Below are 21,689 nucleotides of genomic sequence, written 5' to 3' on the forward strand. Positions count from 1 at the left end.
CCTGCGACCGGAACCGCGCCCGAAATGGCGCGTCAGCAGGTCAGCAAAGCCCGGCGGACCAGCCTTCCTCCCGGCGCGTCTCCCTCCTGACGCCTCCCGGGCCGCCCGTGCCACCACGTGCCAGTAGGGGCGGTGAACAGCGGTCACCAAGGGGCTGACGAAGCAGTCAGGAGGAGGCCCTCTGCGTGCGACGGGCACACGTAGTGGGGTTGCCCGTCGCCCCTGCGCTCAGGTTCCTTCGGTCCAGTACTGGTGGAGCCGAGCCACCGCGTCTTCCTTGGCCAGCCCGGCTACCGCCGCCTCCGAGAGACCGACCCGATGGATCAGCAAATACACCAGATCCGCCGGCAACGCTTCCTTCGGCACCGCCGGGGCTCCCCGGTCCGGTAGCCGACCGTCAAGCACACAGTCCCAGAATTCGCCCTCGGAGACGTCGAGCTGGTCACGCAAGATGTGACCCCACATCCCCGCACCGTAGACCGTACGGTCCACCGGGTGGGAGATCCTCGTGCGCAGAATTCGCCCGTCGTACAGCGTCAGCTCATAGGTGACGTGATGAGTACCGGTACGCCCGCGCGCATCCCGTACCCGCTCCCATTTCTCAACGGCACAGAACCTCTCATGGCGCTCACGGTCCGGCTGCGGTCGGTTCACCGGCCCGTTCCGACCAGCCAGTCGGCCAGCTGCTGATCGTCGCTCAGAGCGATCAGCTGCACCAGCCCCCAGTTGTCGTAATGGTTGGGGGATGTACGCAAACGGTCCTGCCAATCCTCGGCATATTCACGCAGCGCGTCGACCATCTCGCCAATAGCCTCATCGAAGGACGCTCCGTCCGCTGCCACCGGGAGCCCAGGAATGAAGATCGACCAGCCCCCGGACTCGGCGACGGCCTGCGCCTTCGCCGAGCAGACCAGCGACAGGTAGTGACGCAGGCGCTCGACATCCACGACCGCAGCGCGGCCGGTATCCCGGCGCACTGTCGCCACCCGGCCCTCGCCGGCCGCGTCAAGGAGGTCCTTGAAGTGCGTGCGCGCCTCGGTGTAGCTCTCGTAGTGCACTGCGGACACGGTGTCCTCCTCCGGCTCCCCAGCAGGATGCGCTTCCCGGACAGGTACGTCAAGTACGTCACGTACGCGCCCATGGGAAATGGTTTAGGTGCGGCTGAAACACCGCGGTCGCCCTGCTCACGTCCGACAGCGACGACATGACCCAGCTCTGCGGCAGCCAGGTCCGCATCGTTCCTCTCTGACCCACCAGCTCACTTCGCACACCCGCGGCGTACGGCGGCCACCGGTGGGCGGCGAAAGGCCTGGCGAGCGGGGCCGACTGAAGCGGGTAACGTCTTTGTCGTGTTCTTCCGGACGCCGATTTACGAGTGAGAGCGTGATGGGCCCCTGCTGTCGCCCCTCGACGTCGCCACGCCCGTCCCCACCGATGAATCCGCAGATCACTTCACATCATTCCGGGAGAAACCTATGACCGTGAGCAAGAACATCAACAATCCCGTGGGCATGGGTGGCGGCCAGCGCAAGAGGCTGTCCCGCGCCGAACGGCAGAACAACGGTCCGCACCGCAACCTCGACCGCAAGGGTGCCGCCGAGCAGAAGGCGGAGCTGGTACGCAAGATGCGCGAGAAAGCAGGCGCAGCCAAGGGCGCCGAGCAGACGGGCGATAACACCGCACAGAGCTGACGCACCGCCGCCGCAGGGCGGCAGGCATCGCACGGGACAGGGCCCGGACCACGACGCACGGTCCGGGCCCTGCCCCGTACAGGGCGCGGCCGGTCCTGCTCAGCTCTGGGCCGACCACCCGGCTTGGGTGTGCGACTACGTGCCGGCCAGAACGGTGAACGGCGGTCAGCAGAGGCCCGGACGAAACCACTGCGGCACGCCCCCAGGGGCGCGTTTCCCCAGTTCAGAGAGTTGTCCCGGCGGCGGGGGTGTGAGGAGGGGCCCGGAGGATCTCCGGGCCCCTCCTCATGTCTCACGTCCGGTCAGAGCCAGGAGTCCCAGATGCCGTACGCCGTCGATCGGGTCACGGCCTCGGCGCCCGAGGCATCCAGGCGTACGACGCGGTAGTAGTACAGGCCGAGCCGGTCCTCGTTCACCGTGGTGTCCATGTAGTACGCGGCCTTGCCCGTCGTGCCCTCGGCCAGGGTGACGTAGGCGGCCGTGGCGGGGTCCCAGCGCTCCACGCGGTAGCTCACGAACCGGGAGCAGTCCCCGAGGCCGGAGCTCTCGGAGCAGCCGACGTACAGCTCCGGGTACTGGTCCTGCCGGACCTCGGTCTCCGTCCAGCCCGGCGGCCGGGTGTCGGGCAGGGTGACCGAGACCTCGGCGGGGTGGAGGACGTCGAGCGGCTCGTCGTCGTACAGCAGCCGGCCGTCCGTGGCGGCCACCTTGTAGACGTGGGTGGCACCGTCGGGGACTGTCGGACAGAGGATCTCGGTCCTGGCCAGGGAACTACCGGTCCAGCAGTTCCCCTTCCAGACCGTCTCGCCGCTGTCCGGGTCGGTGATGCCCTGCCACACGTGGTAGCCGGTGACATCGGCATCGGCAGGCGGCGTCCAGGTCAGTCGGACGCCGAGCGGGACGCGTTCCGCGGTCAGGTTCTGCACCGGGGCGGGACGCTCGGTGTCCGGGGTGGTCTCCGTGGCGGCCGGGCCGCGCTGCGAGACATGCCCGTACCGGTCGGTCGTCACGACCCGGTACTCGTACGTCGTCTCCGACTTGCCCTGGACGTCCCAGCAGGTGCCGTTGACCTGCTTGCGGGCGGACAAGGGGGCGTCGCCGTCCGCCCAGGTCCAGTACGTCTCCGGGTCCTCCAGCGGCTCGTCCCGCGAGGTGAACGGCTTGCACTTGTCCACGATGCCGGTCTCGCCGGTCACGGTGTCGGTGCGGACGATCTTGTACAGGGGAAGGGGCCGTTCGTCGACGGTCCACGGGTCGACGCTGCTCCACGCGACCATGACGCCCTCATCGAACCTGCGGGCAGTGGTCTTGAACGCGGGGATCGCTTCCGGCCGGTCGGCCATCTTCAGCGTGATCTCCACCGGCGCGGCGGCGTTGCCCTTGGCGTCCACCGAGCGCACCGCGTACCGGTAGCTGTCGGCGACGGCGGCCAGCTGGCGCGGCACCACGTCGGTCTGCGTGGTGGTGCCTTCCTGGGGCAGGGCGTCGCCGAAGTCGCCGGTCGCCGGGTCGTACTGGAGGACCTGGTACGCGGCGGCCCCGGCGACGGGCGACCACACCAGATGCGGAACTCCCGACCGGTACTCGACGCGGAGCTGCGCGACAGCGGCCGGCGGGGTCAGGTCGGGGGTGGTGAACGTCGTGGCGGCCGAGTACGCCGACCAGTTCCCGGCGGCGTCCCGGGCCCGGCCCCGGTAGGTGACCTTGCTCCCGTCGGCCGGATAGCCGGTGTCGCAGATCGCGCCCTTGGCACCGGAGTGGACGGTGCTCCAGCGGTTCGTGGCGGCGTCGAGCCGCTGCATCTCGTACCAGGCGATGTCGGCGGCGTTCGCCGCGGTGGTGACCAGCTGCGGGGCCGCGTAGGGCCGGCCGGCCGGGCACGCGTCCCACTCGACGAACGGCGCGGCGGGCGGCGTCCTGTCCACTGTGGTGACGAGCTTGTCGACGCTGCCGCCGGAGACATTGCCCGCCTTGTCGACGGCCCGCACCTCGTAGTAGTAGGCCGCGCCGGTTTTCGGCAGAGTGCTGTCGGTGTACGACGTGGCGGCGGTCGTCGCGAGCGGCTTGCTGCCGTACGACGATCCCTTCAGCCGCCGGTAGACCCGGTAGTTCGCCAGGTCCATCTCCCTGTTCCTTGACCAGGTGAGCTTGGCCGCGCCGGTGGCGGTGTTGTAGGAGACAGCCGCTCCCGTCGGGGTGAGCGGCTTGGCCTTGTCGACGTCGGAGGAGGTGCGCGGCGTATAGGCGAACTTGACGTTCGCGGTGCCCGTCCAGTTGACGAAGTCGACACGGAGCGCGTGCCGGCCGCTGGGGATCGTCACGTTGACCGTCTTCTTGACGGTGGTGGAGACGTTCTTCCACAGGTCGATCCTGCGGACACCGTCGAGGTAGACCCGAATGCCGTCCTGGGCGGACGCCGTGAACGTGAAGGGGCCGCCGGAGCCGAAGTCGCGCGTCACCGACCAGCGCACGCCGAAGTTGTCGGACGGTACGCCGGAGACAGGTGCGCGCGTGCCCCAGTTCTGGTCGATCACGGAGTCACAGTCCGTCTTCTTCGGCGTGCCCGAGAACGTCGTGTTCGCGAAGAACTGCCGTGTGAAGACGGGGGAGGTACAGCTCACCACCGCGGAGGCGGGTACAGCCGTGGCGTAGAGCACTCCGCCTGCCGTGGCCAGAACCAAGGCGGTGGCGGTGGTGCGTCTGGCTGGGTTCATCAAGTCCTTCAGTCCTGTTCAGGCGACAGATATCGCAGACGTCGCCGAACAGGACTGACAAGGGCGTCGATTGGTTGTACGAGCCTCAGCCGGTCACCGCTGCGGTGTACGACGTGGCGCCGCCGGCGCGGCGTCGGGCCGATGCTCCCGGAAGCGAGGTGACGGACAGCGGAAGGCCGCCGTCGGCCTGGGGCCCGGGTACAGCCGCGGTTCCCGGGGCACTCCGAAGGTGTCCGTACCGACCCTCACAGGGCATCCGACCCGAGTGTCGGACGGCTGGGTAGCGCGCCCGCATCGGCCCCTCGGTACGGACGAGGTCGTCCAGGCCGCGAGGGTGCGAGATCACGGCGCCCTCACACCGACTTCGGCGGTGCGCCGGAATTCGCTCGGGTTGGTGCCTCGGATTCGCTTGAACGCCGCGCTGAACGCGAACGGATCGGTGTAACCGACGGTACGGGCAATGTGAGCGACAGTTGAGGACGTCTGCCCGACCAGGAGATCCGCCGCCGGCGCCATCCGCCGGCCCAGGGACCAGGGCGGGGACAGCGTCGGGCTACCGAACAGGGAGCCGTGGGCTCGCACCCCGCGGATGAGGTCACCGAACACGTCCACCTCAACAGATTGGACGATCGCAAAGGCATTCCGGCTTCTTGCCCATGGGATCGTCCACCCCGGTCATGTTCCATCATTCTCATGAACAGAAACACCCATCTCGGCCTCGGTGCGACAGGCACGACGGGCCGCAGGATCGCCGCCCGGCTGCGGCTGCGCGGCGCACCGGTACGTGCCGCTTCCCGGTCGAGCCGGGCCCGGTTCGACCGGTCCGATCCGGACACCTGGGCCGCGGCCCTGAAGGATGTCGCCGTCGCCTACGTGGTGCCCTCGCCGGGTCCGGCGCACGGGTTCGTGGCGCAGGCCGAGGAAGCCGGGGTGCGCCGACCGGTCCTGGTCACCGGGCGCGGCGCGGACGACTGGGGCGACTCCGCGTTCGGGCTGGACATGCGGTCGGCCGAGGAAGCCGTACGCGGCTCGTCCCTGGAGTGGACCGTCCTGCGCGCGCCGAACTTCGCTCAGAACTTCGACGAGGACGTCTTCCAGGCGCCGCTGATCGCCGGCGAACTCGCGCTCCCGGCCGGGGCTGTCCCCGAGCCCTTCATCGACGTCGAAGACGTCGAGCTGAGCTCCCGGGCGTCCGGACGGCCTCTCGCCTACCGGCAGATCACCCGGGCCGAATACACCTCAACCCTTGTCGATCAGGGCTTGAGCAAGCATGAGGCCGATCAGGTCGCCGAGATGTTCGCGCTGATGGCACGCGGGCCGTTCGCCGGGACGACCGATGACCTCGCCACCGTACCGGGACGGACACCACGGACCTTCGAGGAGTACGCCGTACGGACAGCGCCGGCGGGAGCATGGCACGAGCGGTGATCGCCCGGCGAATCTCCCCCGGCCACAGCTGCCCTACTCGGCCCTGGGCGTCGGCGTACCCACGGCCGCGTACTCGACGCCTCTTTCAACGACCTCGACGCCATACTCCTCACCTGCCGGAAGGAATCGGATGAGCACCGACGACAGCTCGCTGACCTTGCTGGTCACCGCGAACCCAGACCCTCGGTCCCTGACCCATCACGTGCTGGAAAGACTCGAGTCGGCCCTTCGCCCCCGGGCAGTCGAGGTCGCCGACCTGCACCAGGAGCAGTTCGACCCCAGGTTCACCCTGGCGGATCGCCGCGTGTACCACGAGGGCGGCAACTACCCACCCGACGTTGTCCGTGAGCACCGTCGCCTCGAACAAGCTACCGACCTCGTCCTGGTCTTCCCTGTGTACTGGTGGTCGATGCCGGCCCTGCTGAAGGGGTGGATCGATCGCGTTTTCGTCAACGGCTGGGCCTTCGAGTACTCCGCTGCTTCGGGCCTGCGACCCGGGCTTCAGCGGCTCACGACGCATCTTCTGCCCATCGCCGGCGACGATTCCGGCGCGTTCGAGCGTCATGGGTACGAGAGGGCTCTACGGACGCAGATCGAGCATGGCATCGTCGACTACTGCGGAAGCCGCCGCGGTGCCACCGCGTTCATCCACGAATCCGAGCAGTCTTCCTCCGAAGCCACGGCGGAGAGCGTCGAACGCGCGGTGCGGATCATCAGCGGAGCTGTTCGGGCCGGCTCGCCGCGTGCGTGACCTTTCCCGCGGAAGTCCCGTGACCTGTTGACCGCGGCCCCGCGCTCTGCGCCTCAGGCGCCGCTCCAGCCCGGCGACCGCAGGGCGAGGGGGCCGCGCTCGGCCGGGCGGAAGCGACTGCCAGGGGAGGCGCCCGGTCCGGCCGTTTCGTGATCCGTTCTCGGTCGCCGTTCGCCGGTGACGACGGCGCCCCGGAAATAGGCGCCTGCCGCTCCTGGCCACAGCAATCGCCACGCCCCCGGTCCCGAAGCCTCCGGTCGTACCGGCCGAGGGCCACCTGAGCCGTCTGCCGCAGGCCAGCCCCGTCCCAGCCCTTCAACGCGGTGAAACACAGTCGGAAACGGTCGATCCAACGGGATTCAGTACAGCTCACAGTCCAAGTAATCCCTGGTCGGAGCGGCGCTGTGCTGCTGAGCCCCATTGATTCCCAAGCTCGGAGCGCGAGTTCGCTTCTCGTCACCCGCTCCACATAAAACCCCCAGGCCATTGGCGTGGGGCTTCTTCGTATGCGGCACCTTGTCACCGTCCGGTCGGCCTGGCCTCATCCTGGATAATCGACGTATGGCATCACAGCCCAGCCTTTCCGATCTCCGCCGTGCCAAGTTCGCCCGGCGTGCGCCCGCAGCACTCTCCGAGCTTGCCGGCCCCGAGCACGGCACCGTGAGCCTGCCACTTCATCTGGCGTGGTCGGGACTGACCACGTTCGACCTCGATCAGCCCCGGCTGCGGATGAGCTACTACCGCATCGTCCTGGCCGAGGGTCGGCATGACGACCTGGTCCGGTACCTCAATCGCGAGCTTCTCGTCGGCCTGTGGCCCACACTGCGTTCCTTGGTCAGCCGTGATGTCCGTGTGGTCTGGGAGAGCTCCTTCGACGAACTGGCTCACAGCGCTCAGGCAGCCGCGTGAACCTCACGGACCTGCACCGCCGTCTGCTGACGGACGTGCTGGCCTGGAACAGCGCGGATGGGGCGTCCGGGCTCTGGAGACAGACCCGTTGTCCGCGCGTCTGATCGTCACGGATCCCACCAGCCTTGAGGAGTGCGAGGTCGACATCCTCAAGGAAGCACTCTGGAAGCCGCCCGTGCACACCGAGCACGGCTTGGTGCTGTCCCTCGAAGATGTCGTCGGAACCAAGGTCCGCGCACTGGCGGACCGCGGGCTCGCCCGGGACCTGATCGACGTACAGGCTGCGGCAGACCGTTGGAGCCACGTCGAACTCGAAGAACTCGGACGACGCCACGCGCGCGACTCCTTCGACCTCAGCGAGCTCCAGGCGCGGCAGGGCGGAGCCGACTGGATCGACGACACGGAGTTCGCCGCGTACCGCCTCGACGAACAAGCAATCACCGGGCTACGGCAGTGGGCCCAGACATGGGCCGACGACATCGGGGAACGACTCCTGGAGCTGGAAGCTCCGCACGACGACTGATGGTGGAAGCACGGCGCCCGGAGACCGCGTCGACCTCGTGCCCCGGGACAAACATGCAGGCCAAAGGCGTCTCGACCGGGCGAGTGCCACCGTGAAAGGGGTGCCGTCATGCCGACGGCCCCTCCGGGCGGACACCTGGGGTGCGCCCGGAGGGGCCGGTCGGCGGCGATGCACCCTCCCGAGGGCCGGCGGGAGCCTGCCACGGCACCGCCGGGTGCGGCAGGTTCGGCTGCTATGTCGTGTCCGGCGTCCTGGGGATCACCTGGGCTCCGTCCACGCCGGCGGCGCCGACCGGAGTCCGGCGCCGCCGGGCGAAGCCGCCCCTGTGCCTCCGACACCGAACAGGCCGGATCCCGCGATGGTGGCGTCAGCGGCGTCACGACCGTTGCCGCCGGCCGTGACCGGCCGGTCGTCGCGGTCCGTGAGCTGGAACCCGACCGTGTAGGTCCGGGTGACCGAACCGTTGGCCGAGGTCACCTTGATCGTGCGGGTGGTGAACCGGGACCCCGTCGAGGAGAGGACCGGACTGCCGTCGGTGACCTTGACCCGCGCGCCGGGCTGCGCCGGTACGGCGGAGAGGGCCGGGATCTTCCTGTTCTTCGGCCAGTCGACGACGTACGTGGACACGGCGGGGCCGAAGCCGTCGATCGCGATGCCTCCGACGGTGATCGCCTTGGCGTCGGCAACACCGGCCTTGGTGGCGTCCGCGTAGTTCGTCACCTTGACCGACCCGTCGGCGTTGACGACGACCTGCGCCGACATCGCGGCCGCCAGGTTGATCCGCTCCCAGCTCGCCTCACCGTCCGCGGTGGCGTCCAGCGGGGAGCCGGAGTCCGTCGCGGTCTGTTCGAGGATCTGGGTGCGCTGCGCGGTGGTGAGGTCCGGGAAGGCCGTGATCAGCAGGGCCGCCGCGTCGGACGGCGTCCTGAGGGCCTGCCCTGACTTCCCGACCCGGGAGAATCCGTAGTCCAGGCGCTGCGTGTACAGGTCGACCTGCCGCGCCGTGCTCAGGCCCGCGTAGGAGTCGCCCTCGCATGCCGTGAGCGTGTCGCCGTAGCCCTCCTTCTCGCACTGCGCGAGCAGTACGTTCTCCATCTCGGTGTGGGCCTGCATCAGCAGCTTCGCGAAGTCGGGGTCCGCCCACCGGTGCGCGACGGTGGCCTGTCCGGTGACGCGGCCGCCCATGACGTCGAGCGGGTAGTGGAACCCGAGGACGATGCGGTTGTTCCCGTACTCCGAGGTGCGGGCGAGGATCGACGGTGCCAGCTCCGGCAGGAGCGTGGCGAGGATGGTCCCCGCTTCGTAGCCTCCGTAGGTATGGCCGCTCGGATACGAGCCGCTGGTGGTGAGGCTGCCGTACGAGCCGTCCTTCGACTCGTAGATGTCGCCGCCGTCGCCGACGAACCCGAGCCGCACGTACGGGCGCAGGTAGCCGTAGTGGTTCTTCACCGCCTCGACCTTGTCGAGGTTCTTCGTGACGCGGGAGAACAGTGCGCTGGTCTTCGGCAGCCGGCCGTCCTTCAGGGCGTCGCGGTAGATCGGGCCGAGCCGGGAGCCGAGGCCGTCGGCCATCGTGACGGTGCTGCTGTTGGCCGCGTCGACCTCGGCCCGGTCCACCTCCTTCTGCGTCGCCGCGTTGTTGACGCGCGCGGCGATCCGGTCGTTCTCAGCGGTGAGCGCGGCGCCGTTCGGCACCTTGGCGTCGGCTCCGAGGATGTCGGGGCCGAGGTCCTCGATGCCGTCCAGCAGGTCGCGGAAGTAGTCGGTCCCGTCGCCCGTGCCCGGCCACTTGTCCGACGCGTAGGTGGCGTTGAGTGTGTCGTCCGGGAAGGGGGACGGCTCGTACGCCGGGTCGGCGGCGTCCGCCGCGGTGGTCGCCGGGGCGGTCGCGGCGGAGTCGTCCGAGGTTCCGGCCAGGGTGACCGCGGTGACGGTGGCCGTGTGTGTCTCGGCCTTGCCCGTGGTCGTGGGCGTGGGCGTGGTCGTGAGCAGCGTCGTGGCCGTCGTGGCGGGGACGTGCGTGGTGGTTCCCTCGTCGAGGGCCACCGTGTAGCCGATGATCGGGAATCCGCCGTCGCCGACCGCCTGCCAGGTCACGCGGACCTGCTTGCCGTCGGTGAGCACACCCGTCACCGCCGGCTTCTGCGGCTTGCCGCCGCCGGTGACCACGGGGGCCGTGGCCGCGCTCGGGCGGGAGGTGCCGACGGCGTTCACCGCCTGGACGCGTGCCGTGTAGGACCTGCCGGCCCGCAGCCAGGTGAACGTCGCGCTCCGGCTCTCCGGATCGTTGATCTTGATCTGGTGACCGTCGCTGAGGGCGATCCTGTAGCCGGTGACCGGTGAGCCGCCGGTGTCGGCGGGTACGGACCAGGCGACGGTCACGCTCGTGCCGGACGAGGTCGCCGACACCGCGTCGGGCGCGGCCGGCACCGCCCTGGGCTTCGTGGTGAGCGCGGACAGGGCACGGCGGAGGACGTCGTACCGGGCGGTGAGCGTCGCGTCCGTGGCCGCGCCGTCGGCGACCGCGGTCCTCGCCGCGGCGAGTGCCGCCGCGAACGCCTGCCACGACGCCTCCGTGTAGCGGTCGTCGTCGCGGGCCGATGCGGTGGTGACCAGGTCCTCCAGCTTCAGCCTCGGCAGCGGGACCAGCTGGCTGGCGGCCAGGGTGAGGCCGCGCGTCTGCGTGTCGACCTCCAGCTGGGTCGCGTCGGCGGCGGCGACGCGGGTGCGTGCGGCCGCGAGTTCACGCTCGTACACACCGAAGTCGATCGCGCCGTAGCGCCCCGCGTCGGCGGAGAGCCCCTCGTACCGCTCGATCGCCTTCCGCAGCGCGGACTTGTCCGTGACGGCGGGCGTCTCGACGTGGTCGAAGGTGATCCGGCCCAGATTCGCGACGTACGGGTGCGAGGAGTCCGGGTTCGTCGTCAGCCGCAGGTGGACGGTGTGCGTGCCGGTGATGGCCCGGGGCAGTGTCAGGCTCGTCGTCCCTCCTGACGACCACGCGCTTCCCGTGACCGGCAGCGGTACGGTCGCGTACGGCGTGCCGGGGTCGGCCGGGTCGAAGGAGTCCAGGTAGAGCTGGACGGCGGAACCGGTGCCGCAGCGGGCGGAGTTGTTGGCGTAGGTGATCGTGACGGTGCTCTTCGGGGAACTGCCGAAGTCGATGTCCCCGTAGTTGATCCAGGCTCCGTCGTAGGTACCGCCGAGGTCGGTGGTGGAACCCGATCCGGTCCAGCCGACGGGCTCGCTCTTGAGGCCGCCGCCGCTGTGCGAACGGAACGCGGTGGCGTCGAAGCCCACGGGGGCGTCGGCGGTCCGTGTCAGGGCCAGCGAGTAGATGTTGCCCACGTAGGGCTGGGAGGCGGTCTGCGTGCTGGAGACGAACACCGCGTACACGTCCTGGACGCCGGAGAAGAGGCTCGGGTCGAGGCGCACGCTCGTCGTGGCGACGGTTCCCCAGCCCGATCCGCTGTATTCGAGGGGGATGTCGACGCTCTTCGGGCCGTCCTTCGAGCCGAGGCGCAGTTCGATGTGCGAGTCCGACGCCGCGCGGGACCGGGGCTTGTCATAGCGGACGGTGACGGTGTCGGCGCCGTCGCGGAGGTCGGTGTCCTTCCACTGCGCCCACGCGCTGTTGGTCACGTTCTCGAAGATGCCGTTCGAGAGCTGGAGCGGGAGCGAGCCGTTGCCGGTCGTGGTGCTGTTCGCCGCGGTCAGCGTGGCGAGTGTGGTCGTGGGGGACGCCGAGACCTCGTACGGCGAGAATTGGTACCAGTCGAAGTTCGACACCCACCGCTGGCCCGACGGGGCGTGGAACACGAACGTCGCGCTCTTCGCGCCCAGCAGGGCGTCGGGGTCGGTGACGGCCGCCCGCACCGTGCTGTAGTTCTGCCAGCCGCCGGTTCCGGGAAGCGGGACGGTGGCGACGACGGGGCCGTCGGCGGCGCCGGCGTGGATGTCGACGCTGCTCGGCTTCGCGTTCGCCGGCTGCGAGTTCGCGTAGCGGACCGAGACGGTCCGCGGGGCGACCCCGCCGAAGTCCAGCTGGGTGAACCGCTCCCACGATCCCTCGGTGACGCCACCGAGGTTGCCGTCGGAGTTGTTCCGCTCGCTGATGAGGCTGGGGCCCTCCTTCTGGTCGGGGTCCTCGGCCTGCAGGACGGCGTAGCCGCCCTCGTCGATGGCCAGCCCGTCGACGGCGGTCCGCAGCGCGTCCTGTGCGGCCATGATCGTGCCGGTCGCGGAGGTGGTGTCCGCGAGGACGGTCCGCGCGCGTTCGAGGGCCGACCGGAACAGGTTCCAGGAGCCGTCGGAGTAGTTGGCGCCGCGTACCAGGGACGCCTGGTCGACGAGTGCGCCGAGGGCCTCGCGGTGCACCGCGGCCGCCGAGATCAGAAGCGGGTCGGTCGGGGAGATCCCGGTACCGCTCACCGTGGAGGCCCGCACGCCGTGGGCGAAGGCCGCGTCGCGGAAGGTGATGCCGAGGCGTGCGTCGACCTTCGCGGTGCCGGTGAGCGACAGCGTCGCCGTGCGCGAGCCGCTGACGCGGAGATCCGCCGTGACACCGGCCGGCAGGCCGGTCACGCGCGCGGCCCCGGTCCCGGTGAGGCTGGTTCCCTTGCGGGCGTCGAAGGACGCCGGTCCGGACAGGGTGAGCTTCACACTGCCGTGGACGGTGCCGTCCTCGGTGGTGGCGACGGTGCCCGGGCGGGCGGAGACGACGGTGTGGCCCCTGTCCGGGCCCGTGCCGCCGTCACCGGTGCCACCGTCACCGGTGCCACCGTCACCGGTGTCGCCCGAGTCGGTGTTCAGCGAGTACGCGGGCTCGGTGCGGGCGCCCCACCGAGAGGGCTTGGAACCCATGGTGAAGTCCAGGGTTCCGCCGGAGATGATCTGCGCGTAGTCGAGCCACGTGTTGTCGAACCGCTTGCCGTTGAGGGTCGCGTTCCGCACGTAGTAGTTGCTCGGCGACACGCCGCCGGCCTTCACCGTGAACCGGGAGCCGTTGGCGTAATTGATCGTCGTGGAGTCGAAGAACGGGCTGCCGATCTGGAACTGGCTGGAGCCGGCCGTCACCGGGAACAGGCCCAGGGCGGCAGCGACGAACATGGTCGACATGGTGCCGGCGTCGTTGTCCATGGTCGGCAGGAAGCCCTTCGGGGAGAGCTTGTAGACCTGGGTCCTGACCGGCGGGGTGAACTCACCACCGGAGCTGGGGGCCTCGTTCGTCGAGCCCGTCGCGATGTAGCGGTTCCAGGTCGTGCCGGTGTAGATGGCACGCACCCACTTCTGCGTCAGGCTCGGCTCGCCGACGTAGTTGAAGAGGTACGGGGCCTGCAGGTCGATCTCGTTCGCGTTGGAGTGCAGCATGGTCGAGCCGTCGTCGGCGCCGGCGCCGGAGTCCTCGCCGAACATGTGCTTGACCGCGGCCCTGCCGGCCTTCTCGCCGCCCATGGCCTCGATGAGACCGCCCATGTCGTACGCGTCGTACCAGTGGTACTGCCACAGCGTGCCCTGGTAGAGGCCGGCCGCCTCGAACTTCTCGTGGTCCACGCTCTGCCAGTCGCCGTTCGCCGCGCGCGGGGTGAGCAGACCGACCTCGGTGCCGTCGGCCGCGGTCCAGGCGCCGGGCTTCACGAGGTTGTCGATCGCCATCGTCGACTGAGTACGCAGTTCCTTCGCGTCGTCCTTCTTGCCGAGCGCGTCGGCGACGACGGAGAGCGCCCACTGGTCGTAGCCACGCTGCACGGTCGTACCGGGATCACCGGTCACGTACCCCTGCCGCAACTGCGCCCCGGTGTAGTACCCGGAGTACGACAGCAGCGCCGGGTACGCCTCGTCGAGCCGGTCGAAGTTCTTGAAACCCTTCGACAGGGCGTCGGCGACCAGCACGGCCGAGCGCTCCCAGCGCACGGTCGGGACCGAGTGGGTGAGGCTGCCGAGGCTCTTGCCGGAGGCGCGCGTGTCGGCGAAGAGCACGATCAGCGACTGGATCATGTCCCGGTAGGTGGCCGGGTCGATGTACGCCGCGACGGAGTACTTGCGGAAGTCGTCCCAGGTGGACCAGCCGTCGTAGTACGTGAAGCCGTTCGCCTTGTGCACCGCTCCGTCGGCGCCGCGGTACGTACCGCTGGTGCTGGTGGCGTTCACCGGCAGCGCGTACATGCGGTACAGGTGCGTGTAGAACTGCTTGGTGAGCGTCGACCCGGGGTCGGACTTCGCCGAGGCGCGCACGTCGACGCCGCCGAGCGACGTGTTCCACGCCGCCTTCGTCCGGGCGCGGGCCTGGTCGAAGGTGAGGTCGCCCACCTCGTTGTCCTGGTCGGTCGCGGCCTGCTCGGTGCTGATCGGCGACAGCGTGACGCGCAGCTCGATGTCGTCGCCGGCGGCCTTGTCGAACCCGAGGACGGCGCCGGTGTCGGCCCCGTCCTGCGTGGTCGCGTCGCTCAGCCTGCCGTCGTTGCCCCAGCTCTTCAGGGAGGTCACGGGGACGTTCGTGGTGGCGGCGTAGTACAGCTTGTACGAGGCGCCGTTGAACGACCCGGCGATGAGGCCGGTGATCGAGGTGGTCCCGTTCGGGAGCGTCGTCGTCTTCATGGTCGAGCGGGTGCGGCTGGTGAAGTTGTTCGCCAGGTCGAGGACGAGTTCGGGCTTCGATCCGGCGGGGAAGGCGTACCGCTGCAGCGCCGTGCGCGTCGTCGCGGTCATCTCGGCCTTGATGGTGCCGGAGTCCTGCTTCACCGACGACGCGGTACCGGAGATGGCCCCGAGGCCCACCTGGTAGTAGCCGGGCGTCGCGGTCTCGTCGTCGTGGCTGAACGCGTGGGCGTACGTGCCGGTGGCGGGCCGGCTGTCGTACTGCACGGAGGTCGGGACGACGAGCAGGTCGCCACCGCCTCCGGAGCCGCCGACGCCGTCGAGGTTCGTCGCCGTGAACCCGGCGATGTGGTCCTCGTTGTAGTCGTACCCGGTGTGGTTGCGGTTCGGCGTGGTCAGCGGGTTGACCTTGGCCAGACCGTGGGGCGCCTGCGCGCCCGGCATGTCGTTGCCGTTGTCGCCCGCGGTCGACACGAACGGATCGACGAGCTTCGTGTAGTCCGTCCCGCCGGACGTCCCGCCGGACCCCGCGGATGTGGTGGCACCGGGCGCCGCGGCAGCCGCGCCGGCACCGGCCAACGCGCCGAAGCCGAGCGCGCCGGCGAGCAGCACGGCGACCGTCGCGTGCAGGGGCCGATGACGTCGGCGGGCGTTCCGGGGAAGAGCCGTGCGGGGCAAGGGAGTTCGGAATCTGATGGGCACGTGACCTCTCCATCGTCGCGATACGTCCACACAGTCCGCCCCAGAGTAAGACAACGTTGTCAACTCGAACACCGGAGCGTGCGGAGCGAAGCAGCAGCGGACGCACGGGACAACACCCGTCGCGTTCACGAACGTGCGCCATCAGACAGGGAAGAGGCGTACAACGGGCAAACGGAACCCGCACGGGAGGTGCGCGCGGGACGCAGGGAAGAGAGTCACTACCTTCACGTGGCGCGGCCCGGTGACGGGGCTGAAATTGCTCTGGCCTGCGCTTTCCCATGGGCGGGACAGAACCGTTGATTCCCGAGCTCAGAGCACGAGTTCGTTTCTGGTCGCCCGCTCCATGACGAAGGCCCTGGTCGGAGACCGAAGCCTTGCTTGTTGTCCAGTAGGGTTTCTCATTTCGTGCCGCGCCTGTATCTCGTCGGCGTTGAAACGCCGCCGCCTGGAAGGCCGAGTGACCGTGCCGGGAACAGCCGGTCCGGCCGGCGCGGTTGCAACCGAGGGAACCGGTGCCGTACGGGCGGGGAACGCGGAGACAGCGCGGTCGCCCTCCCCGCCAGGATCCGGGCCCCGGGATCGCGGCACACCCGCCGCGTACTCGGATCAAGACGTATTTACGCAGGAGGACTTTTTCATGACCGACCGACCCTTGACGCTCATGGCAGTACACGCGCACCCCGACGACGAGGCCACCAGCACCGGCGGAGTCCTCGCGCGGTACGCGGCGGAAGGCATCCGCACCGTTCTCGTGACGTGTACCGACGGCAGTTGCGGCGATGGGGCGGGGGGTGTCAAGCCGGGCGATCCCGGCCACGATCCGGCGGCCGTCGCCGTCATGCGCCGTCAAGAACTTGAGGCGAGCTGCGACGTCCTGAAGATCAGCGATCTGGAGATGCTGGACTATGCCGACTCCGGGATGGTGGGCTGGCCGAGCAACGACGCCCCGGGATCTTTCTGGCGGACCCCCGTGGAGGAAAGCGCCGCCCGGCTCGCGGAACTCATGCGGCACTACCGGCCTGATGTGGTCGTCACCTACGACGAGAACGGCTTCTACGGTCACCCCGACCACATCCAGGCCCACCGCATCACGATGGCGGCGCTGGAGCTGACCGAGCTGACACCGAAGGTGTACTGGACGACGGTGCCCCGCTCGATGATGCAGCGGTTCGGGGAGACCATGCGCGAATTCCAGGAGGACATGCCGGAGCCGGATCCTGCCGAGGCCGCCGCGATGGCCGAGATCGGCCTCCCCGACGATGAGATCACCACGTGGGTGGACACCACCGCATTCAGCGGTCAGAAGTACGATGCGCTGGCCGCGCACGCCAGTCAGGGCGAGAACATCTTCTTCCTCAAGATGGGCAAGGAGAAGTTCGGCGAGATGATGGGCCTGGAGACCTTCGTACGCGTCAAGGACACCACCGGCGCGGCCGTACCCGAGAACGATCTCTTCGCCGGTCTGCGCTGATCCGCCCGTCCGTCCGACCGGGGCACGGGAGGCGCATCGGCATCGACTGACCTACCGGCCCCGTCTCACCGGGCCTCTCACGGGTCACCGTGCCCTCCGCGTGCCCGTCTTGCGCGAATACGCAGCACAGGGGGGCACGCGACGCATGGCGTGCGTCGATGGCTCGAAATGATCACGTACGGCGATCTTTGCGTGACGCGTTGTCAGTGGCGGGTGCTTTCATGGGGGCCGTTGCGCAGGGAGGCGTGACTCGACTGGTGGGGGGACTCGGCCGTGCCCGTGATCGAGCAGTACGTGAAGTCGGACGGCACGGTCGTCAGGAAGCATTTCCGCCTTCCGGCCGGCGCCCGCCGGGAAACGGCCATCCTGGGGGCAATCGTGGCCGGGGTGTTCATCCTCGGCAACGGCAACACCACCGCAGGCACCGGCATACAGCAGGAGCAACTCCGATTACCACGGCAGCAACCACAGCCGCAGCCGGCGGTGGTCTACCCGATCAAGCGGCCGGGGTGGGACAGGCCCGCTGTGCAGCCGACGCCAACTGTCTCGTATCCGATCGTCTTTCCCCGCCCGAGGAGCGGACGGTGAGCCGGCGACCGCCCGGCGCAGCCCGAGCCGAAGCGGCCCGCCGGAATGTCGTCCGGGCGCAGGGGCTCGGATACGGCTGCCCGGACGCGCTCGCTCACGGCTCACCGGTGGGCGGGCCGGTAGGCGTCGTTGACGTCCACCGGGCTGCCACCGCCGGCGATGCCACCACCGGGAAGGTGGATCGTTCCGGCTACGGCGACGGCTGCTGTGCCGTGGCGCGGGACCGGCATCGGGGCGAGCCGCTGCCAGCGGTCGCGGACGGTGTCGTACGCCTCGGTCTCGGCGAAGACGGTGTTCGGGTCGGTGTCGTCGTGTTTGCCCTCGCCTCCGAACGTGTAGATCTTCGTGCCCACGCCCGCGGTGGCGATGCCGCCGCGGGCGGTCGGCATCGGTGCCCGCTCGGACCAGCGGCGGGAGCGCAGGTCGAATGCGTAGACGGTGTCCCGCACGTTCACCTGCCCCCGGTCCCGGCCGCCGAGCACGTAGAACACCGTACCGACGACCGCTCCGCCGACATGGTCGCGGGCCTGCGGCAGGCTCGGCAGTGTCCCCCACCGGCCGGTCACGACGTCGTACGACGACACCGTGTCCACCGTGTCCTGGAGGCCACCGGCGCCCGGCACCAGCGCGCGCATGCCGCCCGCGAGGTGGATCCCCGTTCCGTGCACACCGATCGCGGCACTGCCCCGTTCGATGCCCGGAGGCATCGACGGCAGTCGCGTCCACCGGTCCGTACGTGGGTCGTAGACGAAGCTGTCCGGCACGGCCTGCCATGCGGCCCCGCCGGACAGCCCGCCGAGGACGTAGATCCTGCCGCCGACCGCCGCCACGTTGGGGTGGTTCATCGCGACGGGCAGCGGTGCCGCGCCCGACCACATGTCACGTCGGGTGTCGTAGACCTCCACCCGGCCGGTGGTGGTGAACCCGCCGGCCGGGTCGGCGACGATGCCGCCGATGACGTAGACCTTCTCACCGATCGCGGCGACGCTGTGCTCCTGCCGGGGCCCGCTCGCGATCGGCGCAAGCGGCCGCCATCCCCTGCCGTAGGACGGTCCGGTCGCCACGGGCGTCCCACCGAGGGGCGTCGTACGGCTCGGGCGCGCGTGCGCCCGAGCGATCGGGGCCGCCGCCAGTGTGACGCCCAGGAGCAGTGCTGTCCGTCGCCTCATTTGGCTGCCTCCTTCTGTTCTCATCGGTTGCAGGATTCCGAGTTCGGGCAGGTTCGCTCGTTCAGTGTTTCTGGCCTCGGCAGGGGTAACCAGGGGACGCCATCCCCTGGTTGAGGGGGTGCCAGACTGCTGAGGACGGCGAGGGCGGGAACTTCTTGCGCCAGGCCAGGGATACGTGGACGAGCCCGATCAGGACCGGTATCTCGATGAGTGGGCCGACGACTCCGGAGAGTGCCTGGCCGCTGGTCACGCCGAAGGGGGCAGGAGGCGAATGGGCTCTCGCCGGCGGACGCGGGTGCCGGCTGTCGAGTTGTCCCCGAACTCCCCCGGGATTGTCCGTGATCGGTAACGGAGGGATCCGATCGCCACTGTGCCTCGTCCTGTCAGATGGTCGGAAGGCGACCGGAGATCGGCGAGTAACTACGCGGAAGCGGGGCGGACATGGCGCGGCACGGCGGCGGGCGGGGCTGGTACGGCAAGCTGATCGGGGCGGTGCTCGGCGTGACGGTGGCGGCGGCCGGAGCCTCGGTGTGGACCGCGCAGGCCGGTGCCGTGGGCGACGCGGCACCGAAGCCGACCGCGTCGGCCTCGCCGAGCACGGACGTCAAGCCCGTCTCGAAGGAGATCGTGCACGCCTCGGACAAGGGGGCGCGCGGCGTCAACATCACCATCGACGACGGCCCGGACCCCGTGTGGACCCCCCCGATGCTGGACCTGCTGGAGAAGTACGAGGTGAAGGCCACGTTCTGCATGGTGGGAACGCAGGCGAAGGCCCACCCCGACCTGGTGAAGAAGGTGGTCGCGGCCGGGCACCGGCTCTGCGACCACTCGGTGTCGCACGACACCGCCATGGACAAGAAGTCCGAGGCCTACCAGTCGCAGCAGATCCTCGACACCGAGCGCATGATCACCGAGGCGTCCGGGGGCGTACGACCGATGTACTACCGGGCGCCCGGCGGGGCCTTCACCCCGTACAGCCGGGAGCTCGCCGCCTCCCGGGGCATGCGCCCGCTGGGCTGGAACGTGGACACCAAGGATTTCGAGCGGCCGGGCGCGGACGCCATCGTCGCCACCGTCCAACGGGAGCTGCCGAACGGGCCGACGCTCCTCTTCCACGACGCGGGTGGCGACCGCTCCCAGACCGTCGAGGCGCTGCGCCGGGTCCTCCCCTGGCTCAAGGAGCAGGGCTACTCCTTCGGCTTCCCGGTGCGCTGAGCCGGAGCATCTTCCACCGGGCGGGACACGCCCGTCCCCTTGCACCGCCGCGAGGCCCTCCACGTAGAACGCTCGGCTGGGAGACCCCAGCCGAGCGTTCGTCTTTACCGCTGACAGCAGTTGTGCGAGCAGGTGCGACCGGCAGGCCGCACGCCGTCAGATCGTCGGCGTGTCGTCCACGATCTCCTTGTGCGGCTCGACAATGAACTTCCAGCCGTCGCTGGGCTCCAGGAACCGCACCCGGGTCGGGTAGATGTCCAGAGCGCGGCGGTCGCGGTTCTGGCTGTTCGCGCTCTTCCGCCCGCGGACCGGCTCTTCGTACAGGTCGACCTTGACGTCCGGCACCTCGGCGACTTCCTCGCTCCAGCGCTGGACGATCCCCACGCCGAAGGCGTCCCGCGCCGCGGAGTAGAGCGAATCCAGGGATTCCTTGTTCCCGTTGGGTACGAAGAGGGCGAGGTTCAGGAGGACGCCGGCACTCTGGAGGACCTCGATTTCCTCCCCCTGCTTGTCGGCGATCCAGATCCCGCTCTCCTCGGCATTGTCCGGGAGAACATGGATTTCCTCACCGAAGGCCGTCCTCGCGACGAAGGACCCTCCCTCGAAGCTCTTACCCGGCCCCGTGAGGAAAGCCGGGGCATAGCAGTCGAGAGGAAGGCCTTCCGTCCCTGCCGAGACGAAGATGCCGTCCTGGGGGCCCAACTCTGCAACCTCCTCGGCCGTAAGACGCCGAGCCGTAACCTTCTCGGTATTCACGCCATTCCCCTTTTTTCGTGGCGTCCTGTAAATTCATCAAGACTCTATCACGAGAACGGCCAACCAGTTCCCGATACGGGGGACTTGGCACTCGCACGAGTAAGACCGACCGGCCGAATAATTTCATTCGGCGGACAATGGACGAATCCCCCCACCGGCAACGCAAATCGATCCTCGGATGGAATTCGAGCGCCGATCTCACGAGCGCCGGGCCACCGCGGCGGCGGACAGGACGCCGCCGCTGCTGCCGCCGCCGACCGGAGCGAGCCACGGGAGCCGGTACCGTGTGGACGGAAGTTTTCGCGGCGCGCCGCCTCGACAAGCGGCGGTGGGCGTGCCGAGGAGATCGATCTTCATTCTTTCTCCATTGCGCTTCCATTCCACCGCTCCCTCACACCGGCCACGTCAACATCGCCGAGCCGTGGGCAACCCTTCGAAGATACGGCCGCACACCAGGGCGCCGAAGGCCTCGGGTCGAGCGCGGGGAAGTCTCCGCGAACTCATGGCGGAACCACGCGGCCGGTCTTATGGTCCTTATCAGTGCCAGTGTGTCGGCAGTTCGGCCGTTCGACAGTCGGCGGTACTGCGGTACGTCGGTACATCGGTACAGCGGTACGTCGCTTCGGCGGTACGGCGGTTCAGAAGCGGTTGCTACGGGGGAGTCATCGGATGATCGGCAATTCTTTGTCCGCCGAGTTATTGCTCGACCGGGATGTCACCGACGCGCAGAAAGATCAGCTCGTCTCCATGCTGGGCGAACTGGGCGTACGGGCGGACGCGCGCCGGGCGCTGGCGCACCGGGGGCCCGCGGAGCTGGGATGGGTGGTGCTGCTCGCGCTGCCGCTCCACTCGTTCCTCAGCGGGCTGGGGGCGGAGGCGGTCAAGGACGCCTACACCGGCGTCAAGTCGCTGCTGCGGCGCGGGCCCCGGGACGCCGGGGCCGGGGCCGGGAGCGAGGAGGCGGGCGGGGACGCGGGCGGGGGCGAGGCCGGGGGGCCGCTGGTGTTGCACGACTCTGTCAGCGGGCTGCGCGTCGTGCTGGAGGCGGACCTGCCGGCGGAGGCCTACCGGCAGCTCGTCGCGCTCGATCTGACGGCTTACCGGATCGGCCCGCTCCACTACGACCGGCACCGCGGGACCTGGCGCTCCGAGCTCGACGAAGCCGCGGGGTGACC

Annotated in this window: 16 protein-coding genes and 2 pseudogenes; 9 read left to right on the forward strand and 9 right to left on the reverse strand. The window is 69.4% G+C overall.

The window, feature by feature from the left end:
- Window positions 1-228 precede the first annotated feature (228 nt).
- Window positions 229-654, reverse strand: a complete 426-nt coding sequence (locus tag ACFXKG_RS23690) for a cytotoxic translational repressor of toxin-antitoxin stability system (RefSeq protein ID WP_384842466.1) — start codon at window positions 652-654, stop codon at window positions 229-231.
- The gene (locus ACFXKG_RS23695; protein ID WP_384842469.1) at window positions 651-1,067 is read right to left on the reverse strand and encodes a prevent-host-death protein; all 417 of its coding nucleotides are present in this window, start codon (window positions 1,065-1,067) and stop codon (window positions 651-653) included. Before ACFXKG_RS23695 ends, ACFXKG_RS23690 begins: the two co-directional genes overlap by 4 nt.
- 408 nt (window positions 1,068-1,475) lie before the next feature.
- Here ACFXKG_RS23695 and ACFXKG_RS23700 point away from each other — a divergent pair, with 408 nt between their 5' ends.
- A complete protein-coding gene (locus ACFXKG_RS23700) occupies window positions 1,476-1,691 on the forward strand; it encodes a DUF6243 family protein (protein ID WP_384842472.1) in 216 nt (71 codons plus the stop codon).
- 302 nt (window positions 1,692-1,993) lie between these two features.
- Here the strand turns inward: ACFXKG_RS23700 and ACFXKG_RS23705 are convergent, their stop codons facing one another.
- Together ACFXKG_RS23705 and ACFXKG_RS23710 are read right to left on the reverse strand one after the other, a co-directional pair.
- Window positions 1,994-4,405 carry a PA14 domain-containing protein gene (locus tag ACFXKG_RS23705; protein ID WP_384842475.1) on the reverse strand — a complete coding sequence of 804 codons (2,412 nt, stop codon included), beginning with the start codon at window positions 4,403-4,405 and terminating at the stop codon, window positions 1,994-1,996.
- Between the two features lie 342 nt (window positions 4,406-4,747).
- Window positions 4,748-5,017, reverse strand: a complete 270-nt coding sequence (locus ACFXKG_RS23710; RefSeq protein ID WP_384842478.1) for a helix-turn-helix domain-containing protein — start codon at window positions 5,015-5,017, stop codon at window positions 4,748-4,750.
- A gap of 81 nt (window positions 5,018-5,098) precedes the next feature.
- Here ACFXKG_RS23710 and ACFXKG_RS23715 point away from each other — a divergent pair, with 81 nt between their 5' ends.
- The 4 genes and pseudogenes from ACFXKG_RS23715 to ACFXKG_RS23730 all read left to right on the forward strand — a co-directional run.
- Complete coding sequence (locus ACFXKG_RS23715) at window positions 5,099-5,833, forward strand: NAD(P)H-binding protein (protein WP_384842480.1); 735 nt, start codon at window positions 5,099-5,101, stop codon at window positions 5,831-5,833.
- Window positions 5,834-5,963: 130 nt separating this feature from the next.
- Window positions 5,964-6,584 carry an NAD(P)H-dependent oxidoreductase gene (locus ACFXKG_RS23720; RefSeq protein WP_384842483.1) on the forward strand — a complete coding sequence of 207 codons (621 nt, stop codon included), beginning with the start codon at window positions 5,964-5,966 and terminating at the stop codon, window positions 6,582-6,584.
- 561 nt (window positions 6,585-7,145) lie between these two features.
- Window positions 7,146-7,493: a transcriptional regulator gene (locus tag ACFXKG_RS23725; protein ID WP_384842486.1), complete on the forward strand. Its 348-nt coding sequence runs from the start codon at window positions 7,146-7,148 to the stop codon at window positions 7,491-7,493.
- A gap of 34 nt (window positions 7,494-7,527) precedes the next feature.
- Window positions 7,528-8,016: pseudogene (locus ACFXKG_RS23730) on the forward strand (nucleotidyl transferase AbiEii/AbiGii toxin family protein); the annotation flags it as partial.
- A gap of 258 nt (window positions 8,017-8,274) precedes the next feature.
- On the opposite strand, the gene ACFXKG_RS23735 reads toward ACFXKG_RS23730, so the two are convergent.
- Window positions 8,275-15,315 carry a glycoside hydrolase domain-containing protein gene (locus ACFXKG_RS23735; protein WP_384842489.1) on the reverse strand — a complete coding sequence of 2,347 codons (7,041 nt, stop codon included), beginning with the start codon at window positions 15,313-15,315 and terminating at the stop codon, window positions 8,275-8,277.
- A gap of 637 nt (window positions 15,316-15,952) precedes the next feature.
- On the opposite strand from ACFXKG_RS23735, the gene ACFXKG_RS23740 reads away from it, so the two are divergent.
- Both ACFXKG_RS23740 and ACFXKG_RS23745 read left to right on the forward strand, forming a co-directional pair.
- Window positions 15,953-16,786 (forward strand): PIG-L family deacetylase, encoded by an 834-nt coding sequence (locus ACFXKG_RS23740; RefSeq protein WP_384842493.1) that lies wholly within the window; start codon window positions 15,953-15,955, stop codon window positions 16,784-16,786.
- Window positions 16,787-17,059: 273 nt separating this feature from the next.
- Complete coding sequence (locus tag ACFXKG_RS23745) at window positions 17,060-17,374, forward strand: hypothetical protein (protein ID WP_384842496.1); 315 nt, start codon at window positions 17,060-17,062, stop codon at window positions 17,372-17,374.
- Between the two features lie 101 nt (window positions 17,375-17,475).
- Here ACFXKG_RS23745 and ACFXKG_RS23750 read toward each other — a convergent pair whose 3' ends face one another.
- Both ACFXKG_RS23750 and ACFXKG_RS23755 read right to left on the reverse strand, forming a co-directional pair.
- On the reverse strand, window positions 17,476-18,543 hold the full coding sequence (locus ACFXKG_RS23750) for a Kelch repeat-containing protein (RefSeq protein ID WP_384842499.1): 1,068 nt from the start codon (window positions 18,541-18,543) through the stop codon (window positions 17,476-17,478).
- A gap of 61 nt (window positions 18,544-18,604) precedes the next feature.
- Window positions 18,605-18,805, reverse strand: a pseudogene (locus tag ACFXKG_RS23755) (hypothetical protein); the annotation flags it as partial.
- A 179-nt stretch (window positions 18,806-18,984) separates the two neighbouring features.
- On the opposite strand from ACFXKG_RS23755, the gene ACFXKG_RS23760 reads away from it, so the two are divergent.
- A complete protein-coding gene (locus ACFXKG_RS23760; RefSeq protein WP_384842502.1) occupies window positions 18,985-19,758 on the forward strand; it encodes a polysaccharide deacetylase family protein in 774 nt (257 codons plus the stop codon).
- A gap of 156 nt (window positions 19,759-19,914) precedes the next feature.
- Here the strand turns inward: ACFXKG_RS23760 and ACFXKG_RS23765 are convergent, their stop codons facing one another.
- Complete coding sequence (locus ACFXKG_RS23765; RefSeq protein WP_384842505.1) at window positions 19,915-20,514, reverse strand: hypothetical protein; 600 nt, start codon at window positions 20,512-20,514, stop codon at window positions 19,915-19,917.
- Between the two features lie 198 nt (window positions 20,515-20,712).
- Window positions 20,713-20,871, reverse strand: coding sequence for a hypothetical protein (locus ACFXKG_RS23770; RefSeq protein ID WP_384842508.1), 159 nt, complete (start codon window positions 20,869-20,871; stop codon window positions 20,713-20,715).
- A 312-nt stretch (window positions 20,872-21,183) separates the two neighbouring features.
- On the opposite strand from ACFXKG_RS23770, the gene ACFXKG_RS23775 reads away from it, so the two are divergent.
- Window positions 21,184-21,687 carry a hypothetical protein gene (locus ACFXKG_RS23775; RefSeq protein ID WP_384842511.1) on the forward strand — a complete coding sequence of 168 codons (504 nt, stop codon included), beginning with the start codon at window positions 21,184-21,186 and terminating at the stop codon, window positions 21,685-21,687.
- Window positions 21,688-21,689: the final 2 nt, after the last annotated feature.

Source organism: Streptomyces sp. NPDC059255, assembly GCF_042752355.1.
Taxonomy (GTDB): domain Bacteria; phylum Actinomycetota; class Actinomycetes; order Streptomycetales; family Streptomycetaceae; genus Streptomyces.